The 20,261-nt window shown below is 34.0% G+C and carries 22 protein-coding genes and 1 pseudogene; 11 read left to right on the top strand and 12 right to left on the bottom strand.

Annotated elements, in window-relative coordinates; translation table 11 throughout:
- Together L6Q46_RS03985 and L6Q46_RS03980 are read right to left on the bottom strand one after the other, a co-directional pair.
- Window positions 1-713, bottom strand: a 713-nt coding sequence (locus tag L6Q46_RS03985; RefSeq protein WP_291283218.1) for an insulinase family protein, incomplete at its 3' end; no start/stop codon positions are given.
- A 12-nt stretch (window positions 714-725) separates the two neighbouring features.
- Complete coding sequence (locus L6Q46_RS03980) at window positions 726-2,051, bottom strand: pitrilysin family protein (RefSeq protein WP_291283217.1); 1,326 nt, start codon at window positions 2,049-2,051, stop codon at window positions 726-728.
- A 189-nt stretch (window positions 2,052-2,240) separates the two neighbouring features.
- On the opposite strand from L6Q46_RS03980, the gene rplU reads away from it, so the two are divergent.
- On the top strand, window positions 2,241-2,663 hold the full coding sequence (gene rplU / locus L6Q46_RS03975; RefSeq protein ID WP_290819610.1) for a 50S ribosomal protein L21: 423 nt from the start codon (window positions 2,241-2,243) through the stop codon (window positions 2,661-2,663).
- A gap of 19 nt (window positions 2,664-2,682) precedes the next feature.
- A complete protein-coding gene (gene rpmA, locus L6Q46_RS03970; protein ID WP_111567425.1) occupies window positions 2,683-2,943 on the top strand; it encodes a 50S ribosomal protein L27 in 261 nt (86 codons plus the stop codon).
- A gap of 83 nt (window positions 2,944-3,026) precedes the next feature.
- Here the strand turns inward: rpmA and dgt are convergent, their stop codons facing one another.
- The 5 genes from dgt to L6Q46_RS03945 all read right to left on the bottom strand — a co-directional run bounded on the left by dgt (window position 3,027) and on the right by L6Q46_RS03945 (window position 9,213).
- Window positions 3,027-4,367, bottom strand: a complete 1,341-nt coding sequence (dgt, locus tag L6Q46_RS03965; RefSeq protein WP_291283219.1) for a dGTP triphosphohydrolase — start codon at window positions 4,365-4,367, stop codon at window positions 3,027-3,029.
- A 36-nt stretch (window positions 4,368-4,403) separates the two neighbouring features.
- Entirely contained in the window at window positions 4,404-4,628 is a 225-nt protein-coding gene (locus tag L6Q46_RS03960) for a hypothetical protein (RefSeq protein ID WP_026725983.1), read from the bottom strand.
- A 117-nt stretch (window positions 4,629-4,745) separates the two neighbouring features.
- Window positions 4,746-7,181: a ribonucleoside-diphosphate reductase subunit alpha gene (locus L6Q46_RS03955; RefSeq protein ID WP_291283216.1), complete on the bottom strand. Its 2,436-nt coding sequence runs from the start codon at window positions 7,179-7,181 to the stop codon at window positions 4,746-4,748.
- A 220-nt stretch (window positions 7,182-7,401) separates the two neighbouring features.
- Window positions 7,402-8,379, bottom strand: a complete 978-nt coding sequence (locus L6Q46_RS03950; RefSeq protein WP_291283215.1) for a ribonucleotide-diphosphate reductase subunit beta — start codon at window positions 8,377-8,379, stop codon at window positions 7,402-7,404.
- A 267-nt stretch (window positions 8,380-8,646) separates the two neighbouring features.
- Complete coding sequence (locus L6Q46_RS03945; RefSeq protein ID WP_291283214.1) at window positions 8,647-9,213, bottom strand: DUF3109 family protein; 567 nt, start codon at window positions 9,211-9,213, stop codon at window positions 8,647-8,649.
- 461 nt (window positions 9,214-9,674) lie between these two features.
- On the opposite strand from L6Q46_RS03945, the gene L6Q46_RS03940 reads away from it, so the two are divergent.
- From L6Q46_RS03940 to L6Q46_RS03930, 3 genes are read left to right on the top strand one after another with little or no spacing between them, the layout of a single operon-like run.
- The gene (locus L6Q46_RS03940) at window positions 9,675-10,256 is read left to right on the top strand and encodes a MarC family protein (RefSeq protein WP_153200557.1); all 582 of its coding nucleotides are present in this window, start codon (window positions 9,675-9,677) and stop codon (window positions 10,254-10,256) included.
- A 12-nt stretch (window positions 10,257-10,268) separates the two neighbouring features.
- Window positions 10,269-10,466 carry a hypothetical protein gene (locus tag L6Q46_RS03935; protein WP_290821309.1) on the top strand — a complete coding sequence of 66 codons (198 nt, stop codon included), beginning with the start codon at window positions 10,269-10,271 and terminating at the stop codon, window positions 10,464-10,466.
- Window positions 10,466-11,074 carry an FAD-dependent oxidoreductase gene (locus L6Q46_RS03930; RefSeq protein ID WP_291283213.1) on the top strand — a complete coding sequence of 203 codons (609 nt, stop codon included), beginning with the start codon at window positions 10,466-10,468 and terminating at the stop codon, window positions 11,072-11,074. The genes L6Q46_RS03935 and L6Q46_RS03930 overlap by 1 nt, the downstream gene beginning before the upstream one ends.
- Before the next feature lie 4 nt (window positions 11,075-11,078).
- Here L6Q46_RS03930 and L6Q46_RS03925 read toward each other — a convergent pair whose 3' ends face one another.
- The 4 genes from L6Q46_RS03925 to L6Q46_RS03910 are packed head-to-tail and all read right to left on the bottom strand — an operon-like array spanning window position 11,079 to window position 14,198.
- Window positions 11,079-11,594, bottom strand: a complete 516-nt coding sequence (locus L6Q46_RS03925) for a hypothetical protein (protein ID WP_291283212.1) — start codon at window positions 11,592-11,594, stop codon at window positions 11,079-11,081.
- A gap of 12 nt (window positions 11,595-11,606) precedes the next feature.
- On the bottom strand, window positions 11,607-13,175 hold the full coding sequence (locus L6Q46_RS03920; protein ID WP_291283211.1) for a S41 family peptidase: 1,569 nt from the start codon (window positions 13,173-13,175) through the stop codon (window positions 11,607-11,609).
- Between the two features lies 1 nt (window position 13,176).
- Entirely contained in the window at window positions 13,177-13,605 is a 429-nt protein-coding gene (locus L6Q46_RS03915; protein WP_194094090.1) for a dCMP deaminase family protein, read from the bottom strand.
- Window positions 13,605-14,198, bottom strand: a complete 594-nt coding sequence (locus L6Q46_RS03910; protein WP_291283210.1) for a HupE/UreJ family protein — start codon at window positions 14,196-14,198, stop codon at window positions 13,605-13,607. The genes L6Q46_RS03915 and L6Q46_RS03910 overlap by 1 nt, the downstream gene beginning before the upstream one ends.
- A 140-nt stretch (window positions 14,199-14,338) precedes the next feature.
- Here L6Q46_RS03910 and L6Q46_RS03905 point away from each other — a divergent pair, with 140 nt between their 5' ends.
- Window positions 14,339-14,770: a TerB family tellurite resistance protein gene (locus L6Q46_RS03905; protein ID WP_111567436.1), complete on the top strand. Its 432-nt coding sequence runs from the start codon at window positions 14,339-14,341 to the stop codon at window positions 14,768-14,770.
- Window positions 14,771-14,845: 75 nt separating this feature from the next.
- Here L6Q46_RS03905 and fbp read toward each other — a convergent pair whose 3' ends face one another.
- Window positions 14,846-15,853, bottom strand: coding sequence for a class 1 fructose-bisphosphatase (fbp, locus tag L6Q46_RS03900; protein WP_291283209.1), 1,008 nt, complete (start codon window positions 15,851-15,853; stop codon window positions 14,846-14,848).
- 114 nt (window positions 15,854-15,967) lie between these two features.
- Between fbp and L6Q46_RS03895 the strand changes: the two genes are divergently transcribed.
- The 5 genes and pseudogenes from L6Q46_RS03895 to L6Q46_RS03875 all read left to right on the top strand — a co-directional run.
- A complete protein-coding gene (locus L6Q46_RS03895; protein ID WP_291283208.1) occupies window positions 15,968-16,438 on the top strand; it encodes a GNAT family N-acetyltransferase in 471 nt (156 codons plus the stop codon).
- Window positions 16,439-16,520: 82 nt separating this feature from the next.
- Window positions 16,521-17,774 (top strand): aspartate kinase, encoded by a 1,254-nt coding sequence (locus L6Q46_RS03890; protein WP_291283207.1) that lies wholly within the window; start codon window positions 16,521-16,523, stop codon window positions 17,772-17,774.
- 56 nt (window positions 17,775-17,830) lie between these two features.
- Window positions 17,831-18,043: an addiction module protein gene (locus tag L6Q46_RS03885; RefSeq protein WP_291283206.1), complete on the top strand. Its 213-nt coding sequence runs from the start codon at window positions 17,831-17,833 to the stop codon at window positions 18,041-18,043.
- A complete protein-coding gene (locus L6Q46_RS03880) occupies window positions 18,036-18,332 on the top strand; it encodes a type II toxin-antitoxin system RelE/ParE family toxin (RefSeq protein WP_291283205.1) in 297 nt (98 codons plus the stop codon). Before L6Q46_RS03885 ends, L6Q46_RS03880 begins: the two co-directional genes overlap by 8 nt.
- A 52-nt stretch (window positions 18,333-18,384) precedes the next feature.
- Window positions 18,385-20,261: pseudogene (locus L6Q46_RS03875) on the top strand (hypothetical protein); the annotation flags it as partial.

Here is a 20,261-nt window from a genome sequence, read left to right as displayed (position 1 = left end):
CATTTACCAAAAAGTTTTTCTACTTCTTTTTTAACTTCTTTAAAATTAACATCCCCAACAATTACTAAATACGCATTAGCAGGAACAAAGTAAGTATTGTAATTTAAAACTACATCATCAAAAGTTACGTTTTTCAACGTTTCTTCACTTGTATATTCACCTTTGTAGTGTTCTTTTCCAAACACTAAAACATTTTCTACTCTACGAGCAATAGCAGAAACACTTTTTTCATCAGCTTTTAAACCTTCGATAATTTTTTCTTTTTCTTTTTCGAATTCTGCTTTATCAAATAATGGATTTAAAGCACCATCAGCCATTAATTCTAAAATTCTTTTTGAATATCTTGAAAGTCCGTTTGCTGAAGCTCCAGAAGCATAAAAATTAATATCTGCTCCTAAGAAGTCGATTTCTTCATTGTATGCGTCTTTAGTAACCGTTTCTGTTCCGTTACCTAACATTCCGCTTAAAATATCAGAAACTCCTTTTTTGTTCCCTTCTGCATAAGGCGGGTTATCTAAAGTTAGATTAAAAGAAACACGTGGTAACTTGTGATTTTCCACAACTAAAACTTTCAAACCGTTTTTAAGTACAAAACTTTGTGGTTTGTTGATGTTGATAGTAGGAGCTGGTCCCGCTTTTGGTTGTGGTCTGTCTTGTGCTTGCATAGTTATTGTTAAAAATAAACTGGCTGCTATGTATATAAATTTTTTCATATTCTTCAAATCTTAGTTTTGAGCTTTGTCTTTAGCAGGAACATAATCTAAAATCATTCTTTGGTTTGAGTTTAGATATTTTTTTGCAATGTCTCTAATTTCTTCTCTTGTAATAGAACGATAAATATCAATTTCAGTATTAATTAAGTTGATATCGCCATATAACATATAGTAAGTAGCTAAATTATCAGCAATTCCTTCAACAGAAGCGTTGTTACTTACATAGTTACTTTCAAATTTGTTTTGAAGTTTTTGGAAGTCTTTTTCAGAAATTAATTCGTTTTGCATTTTCACAATTTCCTCATCAATCTCTTTTAAGATAGATTCTGTCGTATTTTCTCCCATTGGTAAACCATAGATTAAATACATTCCGTAATCTTCTTGACTATAGTTGAAAGCACCAATTTGTAATGCCATTTTTTTGTCGTCTACAATTTTCTTGTATAATTTCGAACTTTTTCCATCAGAAAGGTAAGCTGAAATCATATCTAAAACTCTAGCATCACGCGTTTTCATAGAAGGCGTTCTGTAAGAAGCTACTAACATCGGAATTTGAATGTTTGGATCTTGCCAAGTTGCTTTAAATTCTTTTGTAATAGGTGCTTCTTCTACTTTAGTTCTAGTTACAGGAGCTCCTTTAGGAATAGCGCTAAAATATTTTTTTACCCATTCTTTCGCTTGTGCTTTGTCAAACTGACCTGCAATTACTAAAACCGCATTGTTTGGCACGTAGAATTTTTTGTTGAAAGCTAAGAATTCTTCTAAAGTAGCCGCATCTAAATGCTCCATTTCTCCAATGGTCGTCCATTTATAAGGATGCACTTTAAACATGTTTTCTTTAACCGCTTTAATTAAATTTCCGTAAGGTTGATTATCAACACGTAGTCTTTTTTCTTCTTTAACTACTTCATTTTGTGTATCAACACCTTTTTGATCAATTACTGGATGCATTAATCGTTCAGATTCCATCCAAATAGCTAATTCTAAATTGTTAGATGGGAAAACTTCATAGTAATACGTTCTGTCATCAGTAGTATTAGCATTGTTGTTTCCTCCGTTTGCTGTAACTAATTTGAACCACTCCCCTTTACCAATGTTTTTTGTTCCTTCAAATAAAAGGTGTTCAAAAAAGTGAGCAAAACCAGTACGGTTAGGTTGTTCGTCTTTAGCTCCTACATGATACATTACCGAAGTAATAACCACAGGTGCAGAATTATCTTGATGTAAAACAACATGTAGTCCGTTGTCTAAATCAAATTCCTCGAATGTTACTTTTTGAGCAGTGGCAGTTCCGCCAAGCATTAGTGCTGTACCCAAAGCCATTAAAGATTTTTTCATACGTTATTAATTTGTTTGATATAATTGTAATTAGACGCAATTTCGGGATAATGTTACAATTTGAAATAACATTTTATATAAAAAAATATTAAAATTCTGTTTTGAAGCATTTTATTTGTAAGTATAGTTGTTTGGTTTAGAAATTATTGTATATTTGCAACCTTAAAATTTTTAACTAAAATCATTGTTATGTACGCAATCGTAGAGATAGCAGGGCAACAATTCAAAGTAAGCAAAGACCAAAAGGTTTATGTTCACCGTTTAGCTTCAGAAGAAGGAACTAAAGTTTCTTTTGACAAAGTTCTTTTATTAGATGAAAACGGAACAGTAACTTTAGGCGCCCCAGCTGTAGAAGGTGCTTCAGTAGAAGCCAAAGTGTTACAACACTTAAAAGGTGATAAAGTAATCGTTTTCAAAAAGAAAAGAAGAAAAGGTTACAAAAAGAAAAACGGTCACAGACAATCATTCACTCAAATTTTAATTGAAGGAATTGTTGCTACTGGTGCTAAGAAAAAAGCTGCTAAAAAAGAAGTTGAAGTTGAAGTAACTGAAACTACTGAAGAAGTTAAGCCAAAAGCTAAAGCAACAAAAAAACCAAAAACTGAAGAATAACATTTAAAAATATTACGTCATGGCTCACAAGAAAGGTGTCGGTAGTTCGAAGAATGGTAGAGAATCAGAATCGAAACGTTTAGGCGTTAAGATTTATGGTGGTCAAGCTGCTATTGCTGGAAACATCATTGTTAGACAAAGAGGTTCGAAGCACAACCCAGGTGAAAACGTTTACATGGGTAAAGATCATACTTTACATGCTAAAGTTGATGGAGTTGTAAAATTCCAGAAAAAAGGGGAAAACAAATCTTATGTATCTGTAGTTCCTTTCGAAGCTTAATAATTTTATTTAGCAACATATTTAAAGCCTCTCATTCGAGAGGCTTTTTTATTTCCTGTAAGTTTATATTTTTGTTAAAAATATCATTTATTTACCTGAATCGTCTTATATAACTCCAAAGCCTTCCCATCAGTTAACAACGAAACAAAGTGACAAATATGTAACAATCTGTCGTACAGACTGTCTTTTTGAAATTGAAAACGTTCTGGCAACAATTTTAATAGAAGCTCATCATAATTAGAAGCTGTTCCGTTTTCTTTTTTATTGTAGGCGGTGCAAAAACTATCTAACAAACTGTTGATGATTTTGTAACCCATTACTTCTTTCTGGATTACTTCCTTACTTTGATATACGTTTTTTATACTGATTTGGATGATGTCATTCATTTGCGCTTTGTACTGACTTTTATCCATCAAGGCAAATGGGAATTCTCCAGCCAAAATAGCATTTTCGTTTACCATAAAAACAGCCACCGCATCGTTGATTAAACTTCCAATAGCTAGTGCTCGCAAATAACTGATTCTATCTTCTTTAGTAAGTAATTCATTATATTTTTTGGTATCGATTCCGTTTTTAACTAGTTTAATTAGGTATTCTAATGCGTATTCTTCCGAAATCCAACCTAAGTTAATTCCGTCTTCAAAATCGATGATAGTATAACAAATATCGTCAGCTGCTTCTACCAGATAAGCTAGTGGATGACGCTCAAAACCGATATCGTTTCCTGATTTATTCGCAATTAAACCTAACTCATTAGCAACCTCAGCAAAAAAGGCTTTGTCTTGCTGGAAGAAACCATATTTTTTATCGCAGATTTTAGATGTTGGTTTTTTTGGCAAACTTTCCTTCGGATATTTCATAAAAGCACCCAAAGTTGCATATGAAATACGTAAACCGCCTTCGATTCCTTCACGAGAAGAAGCTAACACTGAAAATCCGTTGGCATTTCCTTCAAAATCGATTAAATCTTGCCATTGTTTTACGGTTAATTGGTCTTTGTATTGCAATCCGTTTCCGGTTTTGAAATATTCGCCAATGGCTTTTTCTCCCGAATGTCCGAAAGGTGGGTTTCCAATATCATGAGATAATGCCGCAGCAGCTACAATTGCACCAAAATCATTGGCTTGATAACCATGAACTTCTTGTAAATGTGGATATTTTGCAATGATTTGTTTTCCAACCAAACGCCCAAGAGAACGTCCAACAACAGAAACCTCCAAACTATGTGTTAGTCGGTTGTGTACGAAATCGGTTTTAGAAAGTGGAATGACTTGCGTTTTATCTTGCAGACTTCTGAAAGCGGCAGAAAAAATAATTCGGTCATAATCGACTTCAAAACCTAAACGGGTGTCGTCTTGCTCTTTTCGTAAACGTTTGCTGGTGTCGCCTTGTCTTTTTAAGGACAATAATTGTTCCCACTGCATCATAAGATTCTAGATTGAAGATTGCGGATTTTAGAATTACTCTTTTTCGTTAGCCAAGAAGAAATTTCTCGATTTTTTTGGATACTGATTGTAACTTTTATCACTCGGATTTACGATAACCGATTTAATATTGATTTCATCTCCTACTTTGAAATTTTTCTCTGTGTATTGGTAATCTAACAAATATTCACCGCAGAAATAATTCCCGTCTGCGTCTTTTTCTATGATTCCGGTGTAAACGCCTTTTTTATCTTTTGACATGATTGTATTTTTTTCAAATGTACGAATTGGATTGTAATTATTTAAAACAAAAACAGTCATTCGCATTAGCGAACAACTGCTTTCTTTATTCTATTTTCTTTGTTCTATTTTCTAAAATTAAGAACCACACATTTCACAATCTTCTGGACCTGCGTTTCTAGCCATTTCGATCATTGCTCTGTATTCTTCGGCAGTCATTTCTGCTGGTTCTTCCAAAACTGCAATAGCTTCTACTTTTTTCACTTCAACATGTTGCTCTTTAACTTCAATTGGAGCGGCAACTTTATCATTATTTAAAGTAAACTTAATCGCGTCCACAGCTGCTTTTGTTCTTAAGTAATACATTCCTGTTTTTAAACCTGATTTCCAAGCATAAAAATGCATCGAAGTTAATTTCGCATAATTTGCATCTTGCATAAACAAGTTCAACGATTGCGATTGGTCAATGAAATAACCTCTTTGACGCGACATATCGATAATATCTTTCATCGACATTTCCCAAACCGTTTTGTACAATTCTTTTAAATCCGCAGGAATTCTTTCAATATGTTGCACCGAACCATTATGACGCATGATTTCTTGCTTCAATGTTTCGTTCCACAAACCTCTTTCTACTAAATCGTTTAATAAGTGTTTGTTTACCACGATGAATTCTCCCGAAAGTACTCTTCTTGTATAAATATTTGAAGTATAAGGTTCGAAAGCTTCGTTATTTCCTAAGATTTGAGAAGTTGAAGCGGTTGGCATTGGTGCTACTAACAATGAGTTTCTCACTCCGTTTGCCATTACTTCTTTTCTTAAACTTGCCCAATCCCAACGACCAGAAAGTTCTTCGTCTTTTAAGCCCCAAAGGTTGTGTTGGAATTCTCCTTTAGAAATTGGCGAACCTTCGAAAGTTGAATATGGTCCTTCTTCTTTAGCCATTTCCATAGAAGCGGTTACAGCTGCGAAATATAACGTTTCAAAAATTTCTTGGTTTAATTTTTTAGCTTCATCACTTGTAAAAGGCATTCTCATCATGATAAAAGCATCCGCCAAACCTTGTACTCCTAATCCTACCGGACGGTGACGCATGTTTGAATTTTCAGCTTCTACAACTGGATAGTAATTTCTGTCGATTACTTTATTTAAGTTGCGAGTAACGCGTTTTGTTACATTAAATAACAATTCATGATTGAAAGTTCCGTTTTCAACAAACATAGGCAACGAAATAGACGCCAAGTTACATACCGCAATTTCATCTGGAGAAGTGTACTCCATAATTTCAGTACATAAGTTAGACGAACGAATCGTTCCCAAATTCTTTTGGTTCGATTTTCTGTTCGCTGCATCTTTGTACAACATATAAGGAGTTCCTGTTTCGATTTGAGATTCAAGAATTTTTTCCCAAAGTTCACGTGCTTTGATGGTTTTTCTACCTTTTCCTTGTGCTTCGTATGAAATATATAAAGCTTCAAATTCTTCGCCATACACTTCATCTAAACCTGGACATTCGTTTGGACACATTAACGTCCAAGTTGAATCTTCTTCTACACGTTTCATGAATAAGTCAGAAGTCCACATGGCGAAGAATAAATCTCTTGCACGCATTTCTTCTTTACCGGTGTTCTTTTTCAAATCTAAGAATTCGAAAATATCCGCATGCCAAGTTTCTAAATAAATAGCAAAACTTCCTTTGCGTTTTCCTCCACCTTGATCTACGTAACGAGCGGTATCATTGAAAACACGTAACATCGGAACAATTCCGTTTGAAGTTCCGTTTGTTCCACGAATATACGAACCTGTAGCTCTTACATTGTGAATAGCCAAACCAATTCCTCCCGCTGATTGCGAAATTTTTGCTGTTTGTTTTAAGGTATCGTAAATTCCATCAATACTATCATCCTTCATGGTTAATAAGAAACAAGATGACATTTGAGGTTTTGGAGTTCCCGCATTGAATAATGTTGGAGTAGCGTGTGTAAAGAACTTTTTCGACATTAATTCGTAAGTTTCAATTACTGCTTCCATATCATTTAAGTGAATCCCAACCGAAACACGCATTAACATGTGTTGTGGACGCTCTACGATTTTTCCGTTGATTCTTAACAAATACGAACGCTCTAATGTTTTGAAACCAAAGTAATCGTAGTTAAAATCACGGTTGTATATGATGTGAGAATTTAAAAATTCTGCATTTTCTTTAATTACTTCGTAAACTTCATCCGAAATCAAAGGCGCTGCTTGATTCGTTCTTGGGTTTACATAGTGGTACATTTCACTCATCGTTTCCGAGAATGATTTGTTAGTATTTTTATGTAGGTTAGAAATTGCAATACGAGCCGCTAGTTGGGCATAATCTGGATGCGTTACCGTCATGGAAGCTGCGGTTTCTGCTGCTAAATTGTCTAATTCAGAAGTGGTAACTCCATCGTATAATCCTTCAATTACACGCATTGCCACTTTCACAGCGTCTACCATGTCATTTAATCCATAACACAATTTTTTAATTCTGTCCGTGATTTTGTCAAACATTACTGGCTCCTTATGGCCATCTCTTTTTACTACATACATAAGCTTTTTAGTTTTTTGAAAACAGACAATCCCTTCCCTGCTTTCGGTTAGTATTTATTGAACTAAAGCGCGAGTCTCCCGACATTTTATAGCGCTTTATTTTTTTTTAAAACACATAGAAACATAGGTTCTTTTTTTAAGTTTACATTGAATTCGCAAAGCAAAAAGTCAACGTAAAAAAGGTAAACATAAAACTATGTGTCTATGTGTTTAAATATTTTTAGAAATCAGCGTCGAAGCTAATTTTACTTGATTCTGAATCCGAATTCATTACACCCGCTTTTTGGTATTCAGCAACACGTTTCTCGAAGAAATTCGTTTTTCCTTGTAACGAAATCATATCCATGAAATCGAATGGATTTGAAGAGTTGTATACTCTATCGCATCCTAATTCCACTAATAATCTATCGGTTACGAATTCTAAATATTGCGTCATTAAAGTTGCATTCATTCCAATTAAACTTACTGGTAATGATTCTGTAATGAATTTTCTTTCGATGTTTAATGCGTCTACGATAATCTCTGTAATTCTTGCTTTTGGCACTTTGTTTACGATGTGATTTGTATGTAAGTGAACCGCAAAATCACAGTGCATTCCTTCGTCACGAGAAATTAATTCGTTTGAAAAGGTTAATCCTGGCATTAATCCACGTTTTTTCAACCAGTAAATCGAACAGAACGAACCTGAAAAGAAAATTCCTTCTACTGCTGCGAAAGCAATTAATCTTTCCGCAAAGGAATCCGATTCAATCCATTTTAAAGCCCATTGTGCTTTTTCTTTGATGGCTGGAAATACTTCAATAGCATGGAATAACTGATCTTTTTCAGCTTCGTCTTTAACATACGTGTCAATCAATAACGAATAGGTTTCGCTGTGAATATTTTCCATCATGATTTGGAAACCGTAGAAAAATTTCGCCTCTGGATATTGTACTTCATTAACGAAGTTTTCCGCTAAGTTTTCATTTACAATTCCGTCAGAAGCTGCGAAGAATGCTAAAATATGTTTGATGAAATATTTTTCGTCATCGTTTAATTTATTATTCCAATCGCTTAAATCTTGATGCAAATCAATTTCTTCTGCCGTCCAAATACACGCTTCTTGTTTTTTGTACCATTCCCATATATCTTGATGTTTGATAGGAAAGATTACAAATCGATCTTTATTTTCTTGCAAAATAGGTTCCACTATAGACATAGCTATTTGATTTTAAAAATGTTAATGATTGGTTAAATTGACTTATTTGGGGATTACAAAGTTTGTCATTTGAAACGAGAAATGAAAGCCAAACTTATTCACAATTGAAGCAAGTTTTTAACAAAGCTGAAAATTGTCAGTAATTTAATATAGGTTTTTAAAATATTGAAAATCAATAAGTTAAAAACAAATAAAACAAGTGTTAAAACCTTGTAAGCAACTGAAAAATAAGCGACTCACGAGTGTTTTTAATCGATAAAAATCGGATTATTTTTTCAACTCTTTTGCCACTTTATCTAATTCGTCAAACCATTGTTGTCCGAATTTTCTAACTAGTGCTTCTTTCACAAATTGGTACACTGGAACTCCTAATTCTTGTCCTAAAGAACAGGCGTCATCGCAAATATGCCATTTGTGGTAATTCACCGCCGCGAAATCTGAATATTCTTTAATTCGGATAGGATATAAATGACAAGAAACCGGTTTTTTCCAATCTACAATACCTTGATTGTAGGCTTGCTCGATTCCACAAAGTGCCGTTTTTCCGTCAAAAATTACGTAAGCACAGTCTTTTCCGTCGATAAGTGGTGTTTCTAATTCACCAAAATCGGAAACTACATGCGTTCCTTGTGCTTCAATGGCTTTTATTCCTTCAGGACGAAGAAAGGGTTTTACTTTTGGAAAAATTTCAGCTAAAATTTTGGTTTCTTCCTCATCTAAAGGAGCACCCGCATCGCCATCCACACAACAAGCACCTTTACAAGCTGACAAATTGCAAACGAATTCTTTTTCTAAGATTTCTTCGGAAACGATGGTTTTATTTAACTGAAACATATTGGTATATTTTAAAGTGCAAAGATACGATTTTGAATTCAGAATTTAGAAATAAGAATTTAGAAGTTTTGGAACACAGATTTTGGAAATTTGAGAAATGGTTATAATTTTTTCACAGAGATTCACCGAGTTTTTTTGATTTTGATTGCGTTGAAAAGAGCTACACCGAGACGTTTTACTTTTTATTCGCGCTCTTTGCGAAAAACTTTGCGACTTTGTGTTTAAATTTACAAAGAGATTCACGGAGTTTTTTTTGATTTAGATTGTGTTGAAAAGAGATACACCGAGACGTTTTACTTTTTATTCGCGCTCTTTGCGAAAAACTTTGCGACTTTGCGTTTAAATTTCGCTCATGACTTGAACTTGTCCTTGATTTTTGACCTTGCAATTGATAATGTATCGTTAAATTAGAAACGTTCTTTATTCAATATCCTTATATTTGCACAAATATTCAGCGTTTTATGGAATTCGGAATCAATTGGAAAGACATTTTTACCATCAGCATGATTTTATTTGCTGTGATTGATATTGTGGGAAGTATTCCAATTATAGTGGATTTACGCAGTAAAATGGGCCATATTCAATCTGAAAAAGCGACTATTGTGGCGGCGGTGATTATGATTGCCTTTTTATTTGTGGGAGAAGAAATTCTAAAATTAATTGGTATTGATGCGAATTCGTTTGCAGTTGCTGGTTCATTTGTGTTATTTTTCCTTGCCTTAGAAATGATTTTAGGCATTCGATTATACAAAGAAGACAATCCGAGTACGGCTTCAATTGTTCCTATTGCATTTCCATTGATTGCTGGAGCTGGAACGATGACCACTATTTTATCGCTTAGAGCTGCTTATGACAAGATTAATATTATTATTGCAATTGTTATCAATGTAGTCGTTGTTTATGGCGTCTTGAAATCGTCAGGAAAAATCGAACGCTTGTTAGGAGTTAATGGATTAGGCGTGATTCGTAAAATATTTGGCGTTATTTTATTGGCGATTGCTGTAAAATTATTCGCCGCAAATGTTAAAGGATTATTTATTTAGAAATTTATTGAAATGAAAATATTTACTTATGTGGCGGTTGCCATTGCTTTAGCTTTAATTGTTTTTAATCTTTTTCAAATTGATTACAGCAATCCGTTTGAAGGAAATAGCACGATTGCCATCATTGGTGTTGTAGCTGGAATTTGCGCAATTCTATTATTAGTGTTATTGCGTTTTTCAAAAATGATTGAAGAAAAAACCAAACAATAATGGTTGACGTTTTAATTATTGGCGCTGGAGTTTCAGGCGTTTCGTGTGCTTTGATTTTGGGTTCGGCCCAAAACAAGCCATTTGCAATGGATAAAAAGATTGCGATTGTAGCACACCAAAAAGCGTCTTCACTGCAAAACGCCATTTTTAATAACGCATACGGAATTCCCGCAGGGAAATTAGGCAGTGAATTGTTGGAAGAAAGTTTGGAACATTTAACCCAATCTTATCCACACGTACAACAAATTCATAGCGAAAAAGTGCTTTCCATTTCAGGTGAAGCGGAAAATTTCACAGTTACTACCAACAAATCTTCGCTTCAAGCCAAAATTGTAGTAATTGCTATTGGTGCTGGAAATCCATTTACAATTGATGGTTTGGAATCGTTTGTAATTCCGCATCAAAAAGCCGCTCCTGAGAAAAACAGAATCCAATTAAAAAATACCGACCATTTGGTTACCGAAGGTATTTATGCCGCTGGAGTTTTAGCCGGACACAGAAGTCAATTAAGTATCGCCGCTGGAAGTGGTGCTTCTGTAGCAACCGATATTTTAACATTGTGGAATAACGGAAATCCTGTGCAAGTTCATGATGCTTTGGGGAAATAGACTTTTATTCTTCTAAATCGTCTTCCTCATCATCAAAATCCATTCCTTCTAAAAAATCATCCCAATTAATTGGATCTTGATAGGCATTTGGATCTGGTGGAATAGCTCCTGGTGGATTGAACAATTCCCATTCGTCCCAATAATAATTACTTTTATCAAAATTGGCAACCCAATTGATAAACAATTCTCTGAATTCGTCTATTTCTTTTCTAATCAACGTAACATAATCAGTATCTTTAAAAGAATCATGAAATCGCAAACTTCCAACTTGTACATATAAGTGCATTGCATGGTCTCTAATGATAGCTGCATTTTGCATTCGAATACTGTACATATCACCACCTTCAGCTCCTGCAATTTTAGCACAAATTATTGTGGCATCATCTCGCATCATATATTTAGTTGCATTCAAATACTCATCTTCTTCACTGATAGTATTTAATAGACTATTTACCAAATCCAAAATCAATTCGGCTTTTTTGTAAATTGGCAAATCGAATAATTTATCTCTTCTATTCATTTTAAAGACATTTTACTTCCTCAACACCTTATTCACCATATTGTCTTTCTTTAAAATCAATTGGTAATACTCGTTTTCGTTAAATAGTTGACGTACAAATTCAGCTTGAAGATAGAACAACACTTTTTCTTTCTGAGTGTCTAAATTGAAAAGCAATCCGCCTTTTGCCATGTACATCTTGAAGTTATTGAAATAATTACCAGAACGTAACTCTTTTTCTAACGCTTCCATCGAAATTTTTTCAAACTTTTTACGGTTTTGATCCAATTGTTCAAAGACGAAATAATTCACCAATCCCGATTGCATCAGCATCGTTAACCCTTCAGTTCCGTGTGAATCTTCTAAAGGCACAAAAATATCTGGCATAATTCCGCCGCCGCCATACACGATGCGCCCTTTTTTAGTTTTGAATTTTAGACTATCTGCGATTTTGGTTTTGTCTTTTTCATACAATTCACCACTTTCAAAGCGTTTGTCGAATTCGTTAAAATAGTTTTCCCCTTTGTCTTCATACGGTTTTTGAATCGAACGACCGGATGGTGTGTAATATCTGGCTATGGTTAATCGTACCGCCGAACCGTCGCCTAATGGCATTTCGCGTTGTACTAATCCTTTTCCGAAGGAACGTCTTCCGTAAACCAAACCTCTGTCGTTATCTTGAATAGCTCCTGCTAAAATTTCGCTTGCCGAAGCACTATTTTCATTGATTAAGATACTGACTTTGCCTGTTTCAAAAATACCTTTTTCGGTGGCTAACGTGCTTTCGACTTTGTCTTTTTTGTTTTTCGTTTTAACGATTAACTCTTTGTTTTTCAGGAATTCATCGGCAATTGCAACGGCTGATTCTAAATAACCTCCACCATTATCACGCAAATCTATAATAATATGTTTAGCACCTTCTTTTTTTAATTGGGTTAAACCCGATAAAAATTCGTCATAGGTTTTTTCTGCAAATCGATTGATTTTGATGTAACCAGTCGTTTTGTCAACCATTTGCACAGCATCAATACTCTTAATTGGAATAACATCACGGGTAACGTTTACGGCGAATTTCTTTTTTTCAGATTTTCTGTAAACCGTTAGTTTTACATTAGAACCTTGTTCTCCTTTTAAGATAGAAAACAACGTATCGGTTTCTAATTTTTTGTTGTACAACTGCAATTTATCAGCGAAAAGAATTCGGTCGCCCGATTTTAACCCCGCTTTTTCTGAAGGTCCGTTCACAATAGGCTTTATAACTGCCAGTGAATCCTTATACATGTAGAAATTTATGCCAATTCCAACAAAGTCGCCTCGCATTTCTTGTTCAACAGCTTCTAATTGACTTTTTGGAATATAAACCGAATGTGGGTCGAGTTTTTCGAGAATTCCGTTTACTGTTAAATCGACTATGGAATCGGTATTTAAACTGTCTACGTATTCTTTTTCGATGAAATCGATTAGTTTATTCAGTTTATTTTTGTTGGCATTTTTGCTTAAAAAAGCATTTTCTGTGGAAGGATTGAGTTTACTTCCCAATAACAAACCCGTCGCAACAGCTACTGCGATTACAATTGGAAAATATACTTTATTCATTTTCATTTTAGCTCAAATCTTCAATTAATTCGACCTCAACACCAGCTTTCCTAAGAAAATCAACACCCGAAGTATCTTTGTACTCTTGATGATACACCACTCTTTTAATGCCCGATTGATGAATTAACTTACTACAATCTTTACAAGGAGAAAGCGTAATATATAACGTAGCATCTTCGCAAGATTGTGTAGAACGCGCAACTTTTAAAATAGCATTTGCCTCAGCGTGAAGTACGTACCATTTGGTTACATTGTCTTCATCTTCACAACAATTTTCAAAACCTGATGGTGTTCCATTATACCCATCGGAAATAATCATTTTATTTTTAACAATAATTGCGCCTACTTTTTTTCGTTGGCAATAAGACAAATTGCCCCATTCTTTGGCAATTCGCAAATAAGCTTTATCGTATTTTTCCTTTTTTTCTTTCTTCATTATCGGTTCCAAATTTCGCTTTCAATAATCATTGGCAAAACTACGCCAATTATAAATGCTGACATAACTAAAGCCCAATCTCTTTTTGAAAATCGGAAAAAAGTTTGCACCACATACGAAATAATTAAAAACACTACAACTACGATAATTTGCGCAGCTTCAATTCCTAATGCAAATTCTAAAAGTGGCAATAATTTATCCGAAGCATTTCCTGGTAAAATAGTCTTGAAGTAATTCGAAAATCCTAGTCCGTGAATGATTCCGAAAAATAATGTTACGATTGCAACAAAGGTGATGCTTTCATTTTTTGATGATTTTCCAGCGGTAAAAAGATGAAAAATAGCGGTTATTAAAATAGTAATTGGAATTAAAAACTCTACCAAACTGGCTTGAATTTGAACCACTCCATAAACCGATAATAGCAAAGCTAAGGTGTGTCCGATGGTAAAAAGCGACACTAAAACGAAAACATTTTTCCAATCTTTAAAAGCATACGGAATTACCAAAGCCATCAAAAACAAAACGTGGTCATAGGCGTTAATATCTAACACATGTTTAAGACCAATATTAAAATACATCCAAAATTCCGACATAACTACAATTTGTTTGGGGATTTTCAAACTTACGATTTATTTTTAAATCAAAACAAATTCTGTATCACAAAAGCATGTGAAATTGTTGTAAAAAAATGGATTTTTTGTGTAATTTTGCTTTAATATAAAAAACAAACAACATGTCAATTTCAGATTTATTCGATAGCGGTTTTAGAAATAGAAACAAAGGTCACTTTTCAGCAATTGTAAGAGTAGCAATGTCTGATGGAAGTATTTCTCCAGAAGAGAAACAATTCTTAGATAAATTAGCTATCAAATTAGAAATTTCTCAAGCAGAATATGAAGAAATTTTAGAAAACCCTTTAAAATATCCTGTTAATCCACCATTAATGCACACGCACCGTTTAGAGCGTTTATACGATTTAGCAAGAATGGTGTATGCTGATCATATTTTAGGTGAAAAACAACAAGACTTATTAACACGTTTTGCTTTAGCTTTAGGCTTTACAGCAGGGAACGTAGGTTATATCGTAGATAAAGCGTTAAAATTAGTAGATATGAATGTGGATTTAGACACATTTACTTATGAAATGCAACACATGAACAGATAATTCAACCTGTTTTAAAATAGAAAAGCACAAACTCATTCGAATTTGTGCTTTTTTGTTTTTATGTATTTCAGAAATTTACTTCGCTTTCGCCATAAACTCTTCTGCCTTTTCTACCATATTTTTACTTCCGCAGAAGAACGGAACGCGTTGGTGTAACTCAGTTGGTTGAATTTCCATGATTCTTTTGTAACCGTCAGAAGCTTTTCCTCCTGCTTGTTCAGCAATGAATGCCATTGGATTGCATTCGTATAACAAACGTAATTTTCCGTTTGGCGCTTTTGAACTGGTTGGATATAAATAAATTCCACCTTTAATCATGTTTCTATGAAAATCAGAAACTAAACTTCCAATGTATCTTGAAGTGTAAGGTCTGTCACCTTCTTCTAACTGACAATATTTGATGTAATCTTTCACTCCTTGTGGAAAATGAACGTAATTTCCTTCGTTAATCGAGTAAATTTTTCCGTCTTCCGAATATTTCATATCAGGATGTGATAAATAAAACGTTCCGATAGCTGGATTCAATGTAAATCCATTAACTCCGTGACCTGTTGTGTAAACCAACATCGTTGATGTTCCGTAAATTACATAACCTGCTGCTACTTGATTTACGCCTGGTTGCAAGAAGTCTTCAATAGTTACAGGAGTTCCAACTGGTGTAATTCTTCTGAAAACTGAGAAAATCGTTCCTACCGAAACATTCACATCAATATTCGAAGAACCATCTAATGGATCCATCAAAACTACATATTTGTTGTTGTGTGAATTATCCGAACCTGCAACAGTAATGAAATCGTCGTTTTCTTCCGAAGCAATTCCGCAAACAATCTCACGATTGATTAACGTTTGAATGAAAACTTCATTCGCGTAAACGTCTAATTTTTGTTGGTCTTCACCTTGAATGTTTTGTTCACCAGCAGCACCTACGATATCTACTAATCCGGCTTTGTTTACTTTGTAATTCACCACTTTGGCGGCTAATCGGATAGAGTTGATGATTCGAGATAATTCTCCTGTTGAATATTGAAACGAATTTTGGTGTTCAATGATAAATTCGCCTAAGGTTCTATTTCTTTCTTCCATTTCGAAAACGATGTAGTTGTGTTTAAGGCACAAATATCGGTAAATTTGTGAAATCAGAGAATTAATTTGAAAAGATGTTTAACTTAATTTTACTTTTGTAAAAAATTTGAAAAAATGATTATCAGAAAAGCCACCAAAAACGACATGTCTTCGGTTTTAGAATTGATTCAGGAATTAGCCACTTTTGAAAAAGAGCCTGATGCTGTTGTGGTTACTATTGATGATTTAATTCGGGACGGTTTTTCGGAAAATCCGCTTTTTCAATGCTTTGTTGCCGAAGTTGAAAACGAGATTATAGGAATGGCTTTGTACTATTATCGTTATTCGACTTGGAAAGGAAAAACCATCCATTTAGAAGATTTAATTGTAAAAGAAAACAAACGCGGAACAGGTGTCGGATTTGCGCTTTACAAAGAAATCATCAAACAAGGAAAATCCGAAAATGTCCGCCGAATCGAATGGAACGTTCTGGATTGGAACACAACAGCCATCGAATTCTATGAAAAATCGGGTGCTAAAGTTTTAGGCGATTGGCGTGTGGTGCATATGGATGAAAACGGAATTACTAATTTTTTAAACGAATAAATCATTTTTGGAACACAGATTTTAAAAATTTTAGAAATTTCTATAATCTGTGTTCCTAATACAAACACAACTAACTTTTAAGATGAAAATATTCAAATTTGGAGGTGCATCGGTTAAAGATGCCGAAGGCGTAAAAAATGTATTACATGTTTTAAACACGGTAGGACACGAAGATGTTTTGTTGGTAATTTCTGCCATGGGAAAAACCACGAATGCTTTAGAAGTAGTCATCAAAAATTACTTTGATAAATCGAAGGAATTACATGCCTCGCTTCAGGAAGTTCGCAAGTACCACAACCAAATTTTATTAGACTTATTTGAAGACGAAGAGCACGATGTGTTTTTTGATGTCAACGCGCATTTTGATGATTTAGAATATTTTATTCGTAGTAATAAATCGCCAAATTATAGCTTTGTTTATGATCAAGTAGTGAGTATTGGAGAATTAGTTTCTACCACAATTGTAAGCCATTATTTCAATTATAGCGGTTTAAAAAACAATTGGATTGATGTTCGTCCATTAATCAAAACCGATAATAATTACCGTGATGCGCAAGTAGATTGGGAAACCACTCAAAAATTGATTTCGAAAGGCGTTAAAAAGAAAACCTTAAACATCACACAAGGATTTTTAGGTTCAGATGAAAATAATTTCACCACAACTTTAGGTCGTGAAGGTTCAGATTATACCGCTGCGATTTTTGCCTATTGTTTAGGTGCGGAAAGCGTTACCATTTGGAAAGACGTTCCTGGAGTTTTAAATGCCGATCCAAGATATTTTGAAAATGCGGTTTTGTTGAACCAAATTTCCTATAGAGAAGCGATTGAGTTAGCGTTTTACGGAGCTTCGGTTATTCACCCGAAAACGTTACAACCTTTACAGAAAAAGGAAATTCCGTTATATGTAAAATCGTTTATTAACCCAACATTGGCAGGAACAAGAATTTCAAGAGGTTTGGATTTAGAACCGAAAACATCTTGTTTTATCGTTAAGAAAAACCAGTTGTTATTATCGTTATCGTCAATTGATTTCGATTTTATCATGGAAAATCACATTAGTGAGATATTTGCTTTATTTGCGAAATTCAAAGTAAAAGTGAATTTAATTCAAAATACGGCAATTAGTTTCTCGGTTTGTATCGAAGATAAATACAACACTTTTGAAGAATTGCGAAAAGTTTTGGCTAAAAAATTCAAAGTTTCGTATAACGAAAATGTATCGCTGTACACCATCAGACATTTTGATGAAAACGCTGCTAAAGTAGTTGAAACAAACAAAACAGTATTGTTACGTCAAATTTCGAGAGAAACGATGCAGGTGATAACGAAGGAGTAGTTTTTAATGTGTCAATTAATAGAAATATTTTTCCTAACTTTATAAAAAGTTAAGCCATGAAAATCAAAGATTTAGATAAATATACGAATGCCGAAAAAATTCTTTTAGCAGAAGAACTTTGGGAAAGTGTTTCGAAAGAAAAATTAGAGTTGTCTGATACAATGAAACAAGAATTAGACCGAAGAATTTCATTGGTAGAAGAAGACAAAACCGAGTTTTACACTTGGGAAGATGTTAAAAATGCATTGAAAAAAAACAGAAATGCATAAACTTATATTTTCAAAAGAAGCGCTTCTCGATATTGAACAGATTGCCATTTGGTATGAAGAACAAAGAGAAGGCTTATCTTATGATTTTGAACTTTGTTTAGAAGAAAGCGTTAGCCAAATTTTTAGAAATCCTGAACTTTTTCAAGTTAGATACAAAAACGTAAAAGTTAGATTTATTAAACGATTTCCTTATGGAGTTCACTATTTGGTAAATTTGGATAAAATCATAGTAATTGGAGTGTTTCACACTTCTCGTTCCCCAATTGATTGGTCAAAAAGATTGAAATAATAAACTTTCCAACAATAAATACTACTTTTGAAGATTCGGAGTTATAGTATTTATGCAAAAAATTGTTTTTTTAGCGGGATTTTTGTTGTGTTTTTTGAGCGGATTTGCTCAAGAGACGTTACAATCCTATCCAACTAAAAAAATTGCCTTTTCAAAAGATACGATTTCAATTGAAAAATTCAGTTTAAACAATTCCTTTTTTGAAATCAAAGACAAAAATGGAAAAGTCATTGACACTAGTTTTTACAAAGTAAATTTCCAAAAAGGAACGGTAATTTTCATCAAAGAAATCAACACTTCTGACTCTCTAATTGTTCGCTATTCGAAATTTCCTGAGTTTTTAACCAAAACCTATTCGATTTACGATGACGACAAAGTAGTTTCGAACGAAGCGGGAAAATTAGTCGTTTTCAAAAAAGACAAGAACACCAAATTCAAACCTTTCGATGGATTGAATACGTCAGGAAGTATTACGCGTGGCGTTACGGTTGGAAACAATCAAAATACGGTGGTGAACTCGAATTTAGATTTGCAAATCACAGGAAAAATTTCAGACAAAGTGAGTTTGCGAGCTTCGATTCAAGACAGTAATATTCCATTGCAAGAAAGCGGTTATTCACAAAAACTGGATGAGTTTGACCAAATTTTCATCGAATTATTTTCCGATAAATGGAACATTCGAGCGGGAGATTTATTTCTGGAAAATCGAAAATCTGCTTTCTTGAATTTTAACAAAAAAGTACAAGGTTTAGCCACTCGTTTCACTTTTGGAACACCTGATAAAAATACGGAAGTCATTGCTTCTGGTGCTTTGGTTCGCGGACAATATGCCCGAAGTTCGTTCGTTGGACAAGAAGGAAATCAAGGTCCGTATAAATTGCGAGGGAATAATAACGAATTGTATGTTTTAGTAATTTCAGGTTCGGAACGGGTTTATGTCAACGGAATTTTGAAAACTCGTGGAGAAAACAATGATTACATCATCGATTACAACGCAGGAGAAATTATCTTCACTTCGTTATTTCCGATTACTTCCGAAATGCGAATCAATGTTGAATATCAATATACCGATAGAAATTTCACTCGATTTATTACTTATGGCGGGATTTCGCATGAGCGAGAAAATTGGCAAATTGGTGGTTATGTGTATTCGGAAAGTGATGTAAAAAATCAGCCGTTGCAACAAAATTTATCTCAAGAACAAATTGATATTTTGCAAAACGCAGGCGATGACATTTCCCAAATGAACGGACCTTCAGCATATTTAGACACATATTCTGAAAATAAAATTTTATATCGAAAAGTGATTATTGGCGCTGTTGAAGTATTTGAATATTCGAATAATCCTATAGACGAATTATACAATGTGCGTTTTTCATTGGTTGGAAATAACCAAGGAAATTACATTTTAGCTAACAATCAAACAGTTGGGAAAATTTATGAATATGTCGAGCCAATAGCTGGAATTCCGCAAGGAAATTACGAACCGATTGTACGATTGATTGCACCTACAAAAATTCAAATGGCAACAGTTTTAGGAAAATACAATCCGAGTGAGAAAACCCTTTTAGATTTTGAAGCAGCAATAAGTAACAACGACCAAAATTTATATTCGAATTTAAATGACAATAACAACAAAGGTTTTGCCGGAAAATTCAATGGAAAACAACGCCTTTTTGACGGAAAAACTAAGATTGATGCCTTTGCGAACTATCAGTTGGTGCAAAAAAATTTTAAAACCATTGAACGTTTGTACAACATCGAATTTAATAGAGATTGGAATATTACTTCCACTTTGTTAGGCAATCAAAGTTTTTTGACTTCGGGATTGGATTTTAATTTCAACAACAAAGGAAAAGCGATTTATCAGTTTGAAAATTTAACTTTTGGCGAAGCTTTTTCGGGAAATAAACACACTTTATCCGGAAG

Source organism: Flavobacterium sp., from assembly GCF_023151265.1.
Classification (GTDB): domain Bacteria; phylum Bacteroidota; class Bacteroidia; order Flavobacteriales; family Flavobacteriaceae; genus Flavobacterium.
The sequence above is the reverse complement of the archived record's forward strand: the minus strand, read 5'-3'. Positions and strand labels throughout refer to the sequence as shown.

Coding starts and splice junctions, on each gene's coding strand:
- L6Q46_RS03980 (WP_291283217.1), bottom strand. CDS start 2,051: ATGAAAAAATCTTTAATGGCTTTGGGTACAGCACTAATGCTTGGCGGA.
- rplU (WP_290819610.1), top strand. CDS start 2,241: ATGTACGCAATCGTAGAGATAGCAGGGCAACAATTCAAAGTAAGCAAA.
- rpmA (WP_111567425.1), top strand. CDS start 2,683: ATGGCTCACAAGAAAGGTGTCGGTAGTTCGAAGAATGGTAGAGAATCA.
- dgt (WP_291283219.1), bottom strand. CDS start 4,367: ATGCAGTGGGAACAATTATTGTCCTTAAAAAGACAAGGCGACACCAGC.
- L6Q46_RS03960 (WP_026725983.1), bottom strand. CDS start 4,628: ATGTCAAAAGATAAAAAAGGCGTTTACACCGGAATCATAGAAAAAGAC.
- L6Q46_RS03955 (WP_291283216.1), bottom strand. CDS start 7,181: ATGTATGTAGTAAAAAGAGATGGCCATAAGGAGCCAGTAATGTTTGAC.
- L6Q46_RS03950 (WP_291283215.1), bottom strand. CDS start 8,379: ATGTCTATAGTGGAACCTATTTTGCAAGAAAATAAAGATCGATTTGTA.
- L6Q46_RS03945 (WP_291283214.1), bottom strand. CDS start 9,213: ATGTTTCAGTTAAATAAAACCATCGTTTCCGAAGAAATCTTAGAAAAA.
- L6Q46_RS03940 (WP_153200557.1), top strand. CDS start 9,675: ATGGAATTCGGAATCAATTGGAAAGACATTTTTACCATCAGCATGATT.
- L6Q46_RS03935 (WP_290821309.1), top strand. CDS start 10,269: ATGAAAATATTTACTTATGTGGCGGTTGCCATTGCTTTAGCTTTAATT.
- L6Q46_RS03930 (WP_291283213.1), top strand. CDS start 10,466: ATGGTTGACGTTTTAATTATTGGCGCTGGAGTTTCAGGCGTTTCGTGT.
- L6Q46_RS03925 (WP_291283212.1), bottom strand. CDS start 11,594: ATGAATAGAAGAGATAAATTATTCGATTTGCCAATTTACAAAAAAGCC.
- L6Q46_RS03920 (WP_291283211.1), bottom strand. CDS start 13,175: ATGAAAATGAATAAAGTATATTTTCCAATTGTAATCGCAGTAGCTGTT.
- L6Q46_RS03915 (WP_194094090.1), bottom strand. CDS start 13,605: ATGAAGAAAGAAAAAAAGGAAAAATACGATAAAGCTTATTTGCGAATT.
- L6Q46_RS03910 (WP_291283210.1), bottom strand. CDS start 14,198: ATGTCGGAATTTTGGATGTATTTTAATATTGGTCTTAAACATGTGTTA.
- L6Q46_RS03905 (WP_111567436.1), top strand. CDS start 14,339: ATGTCAATTTCAGATTTATTCGATAGCGGTTTTAGAAATAGAAACAAA.
- fbp (WP_291283209.1), bottom strand. CDS start 15,853: ATGGAAGAAAGAAATAGAACCTTAGGCGAATTTATCATTGAACACCAA.
- L6Q46_RS03895 (WP_291283208.1), top strand. CDS start 15,968: ATGATTATCAGAAAAGCCACCAAAAACGACATGTCTTCGGTTTTAGAA.
- L6Q46_RS03890 (WP_291283207.1), top strand. CDS start 16,521: ATGAAAATATTCAAATTTGGAGGTGCATCGGTTAAAGATGCCGAAGGC.
- L6Q46_RS03885 (WP_291283206.1), top strand. CDS start 17,831: ATGAAAATCAAAGATTTAGATAAATATACGAATGCCGAAAAAATTCTT.
- L6Q46_RS03880 (WP_291283205.1), top strand. CDS start 18,036: ATGCATAAACTTATATTTTCAAAAGAAGCGCTTCTCGATATTGAACAG.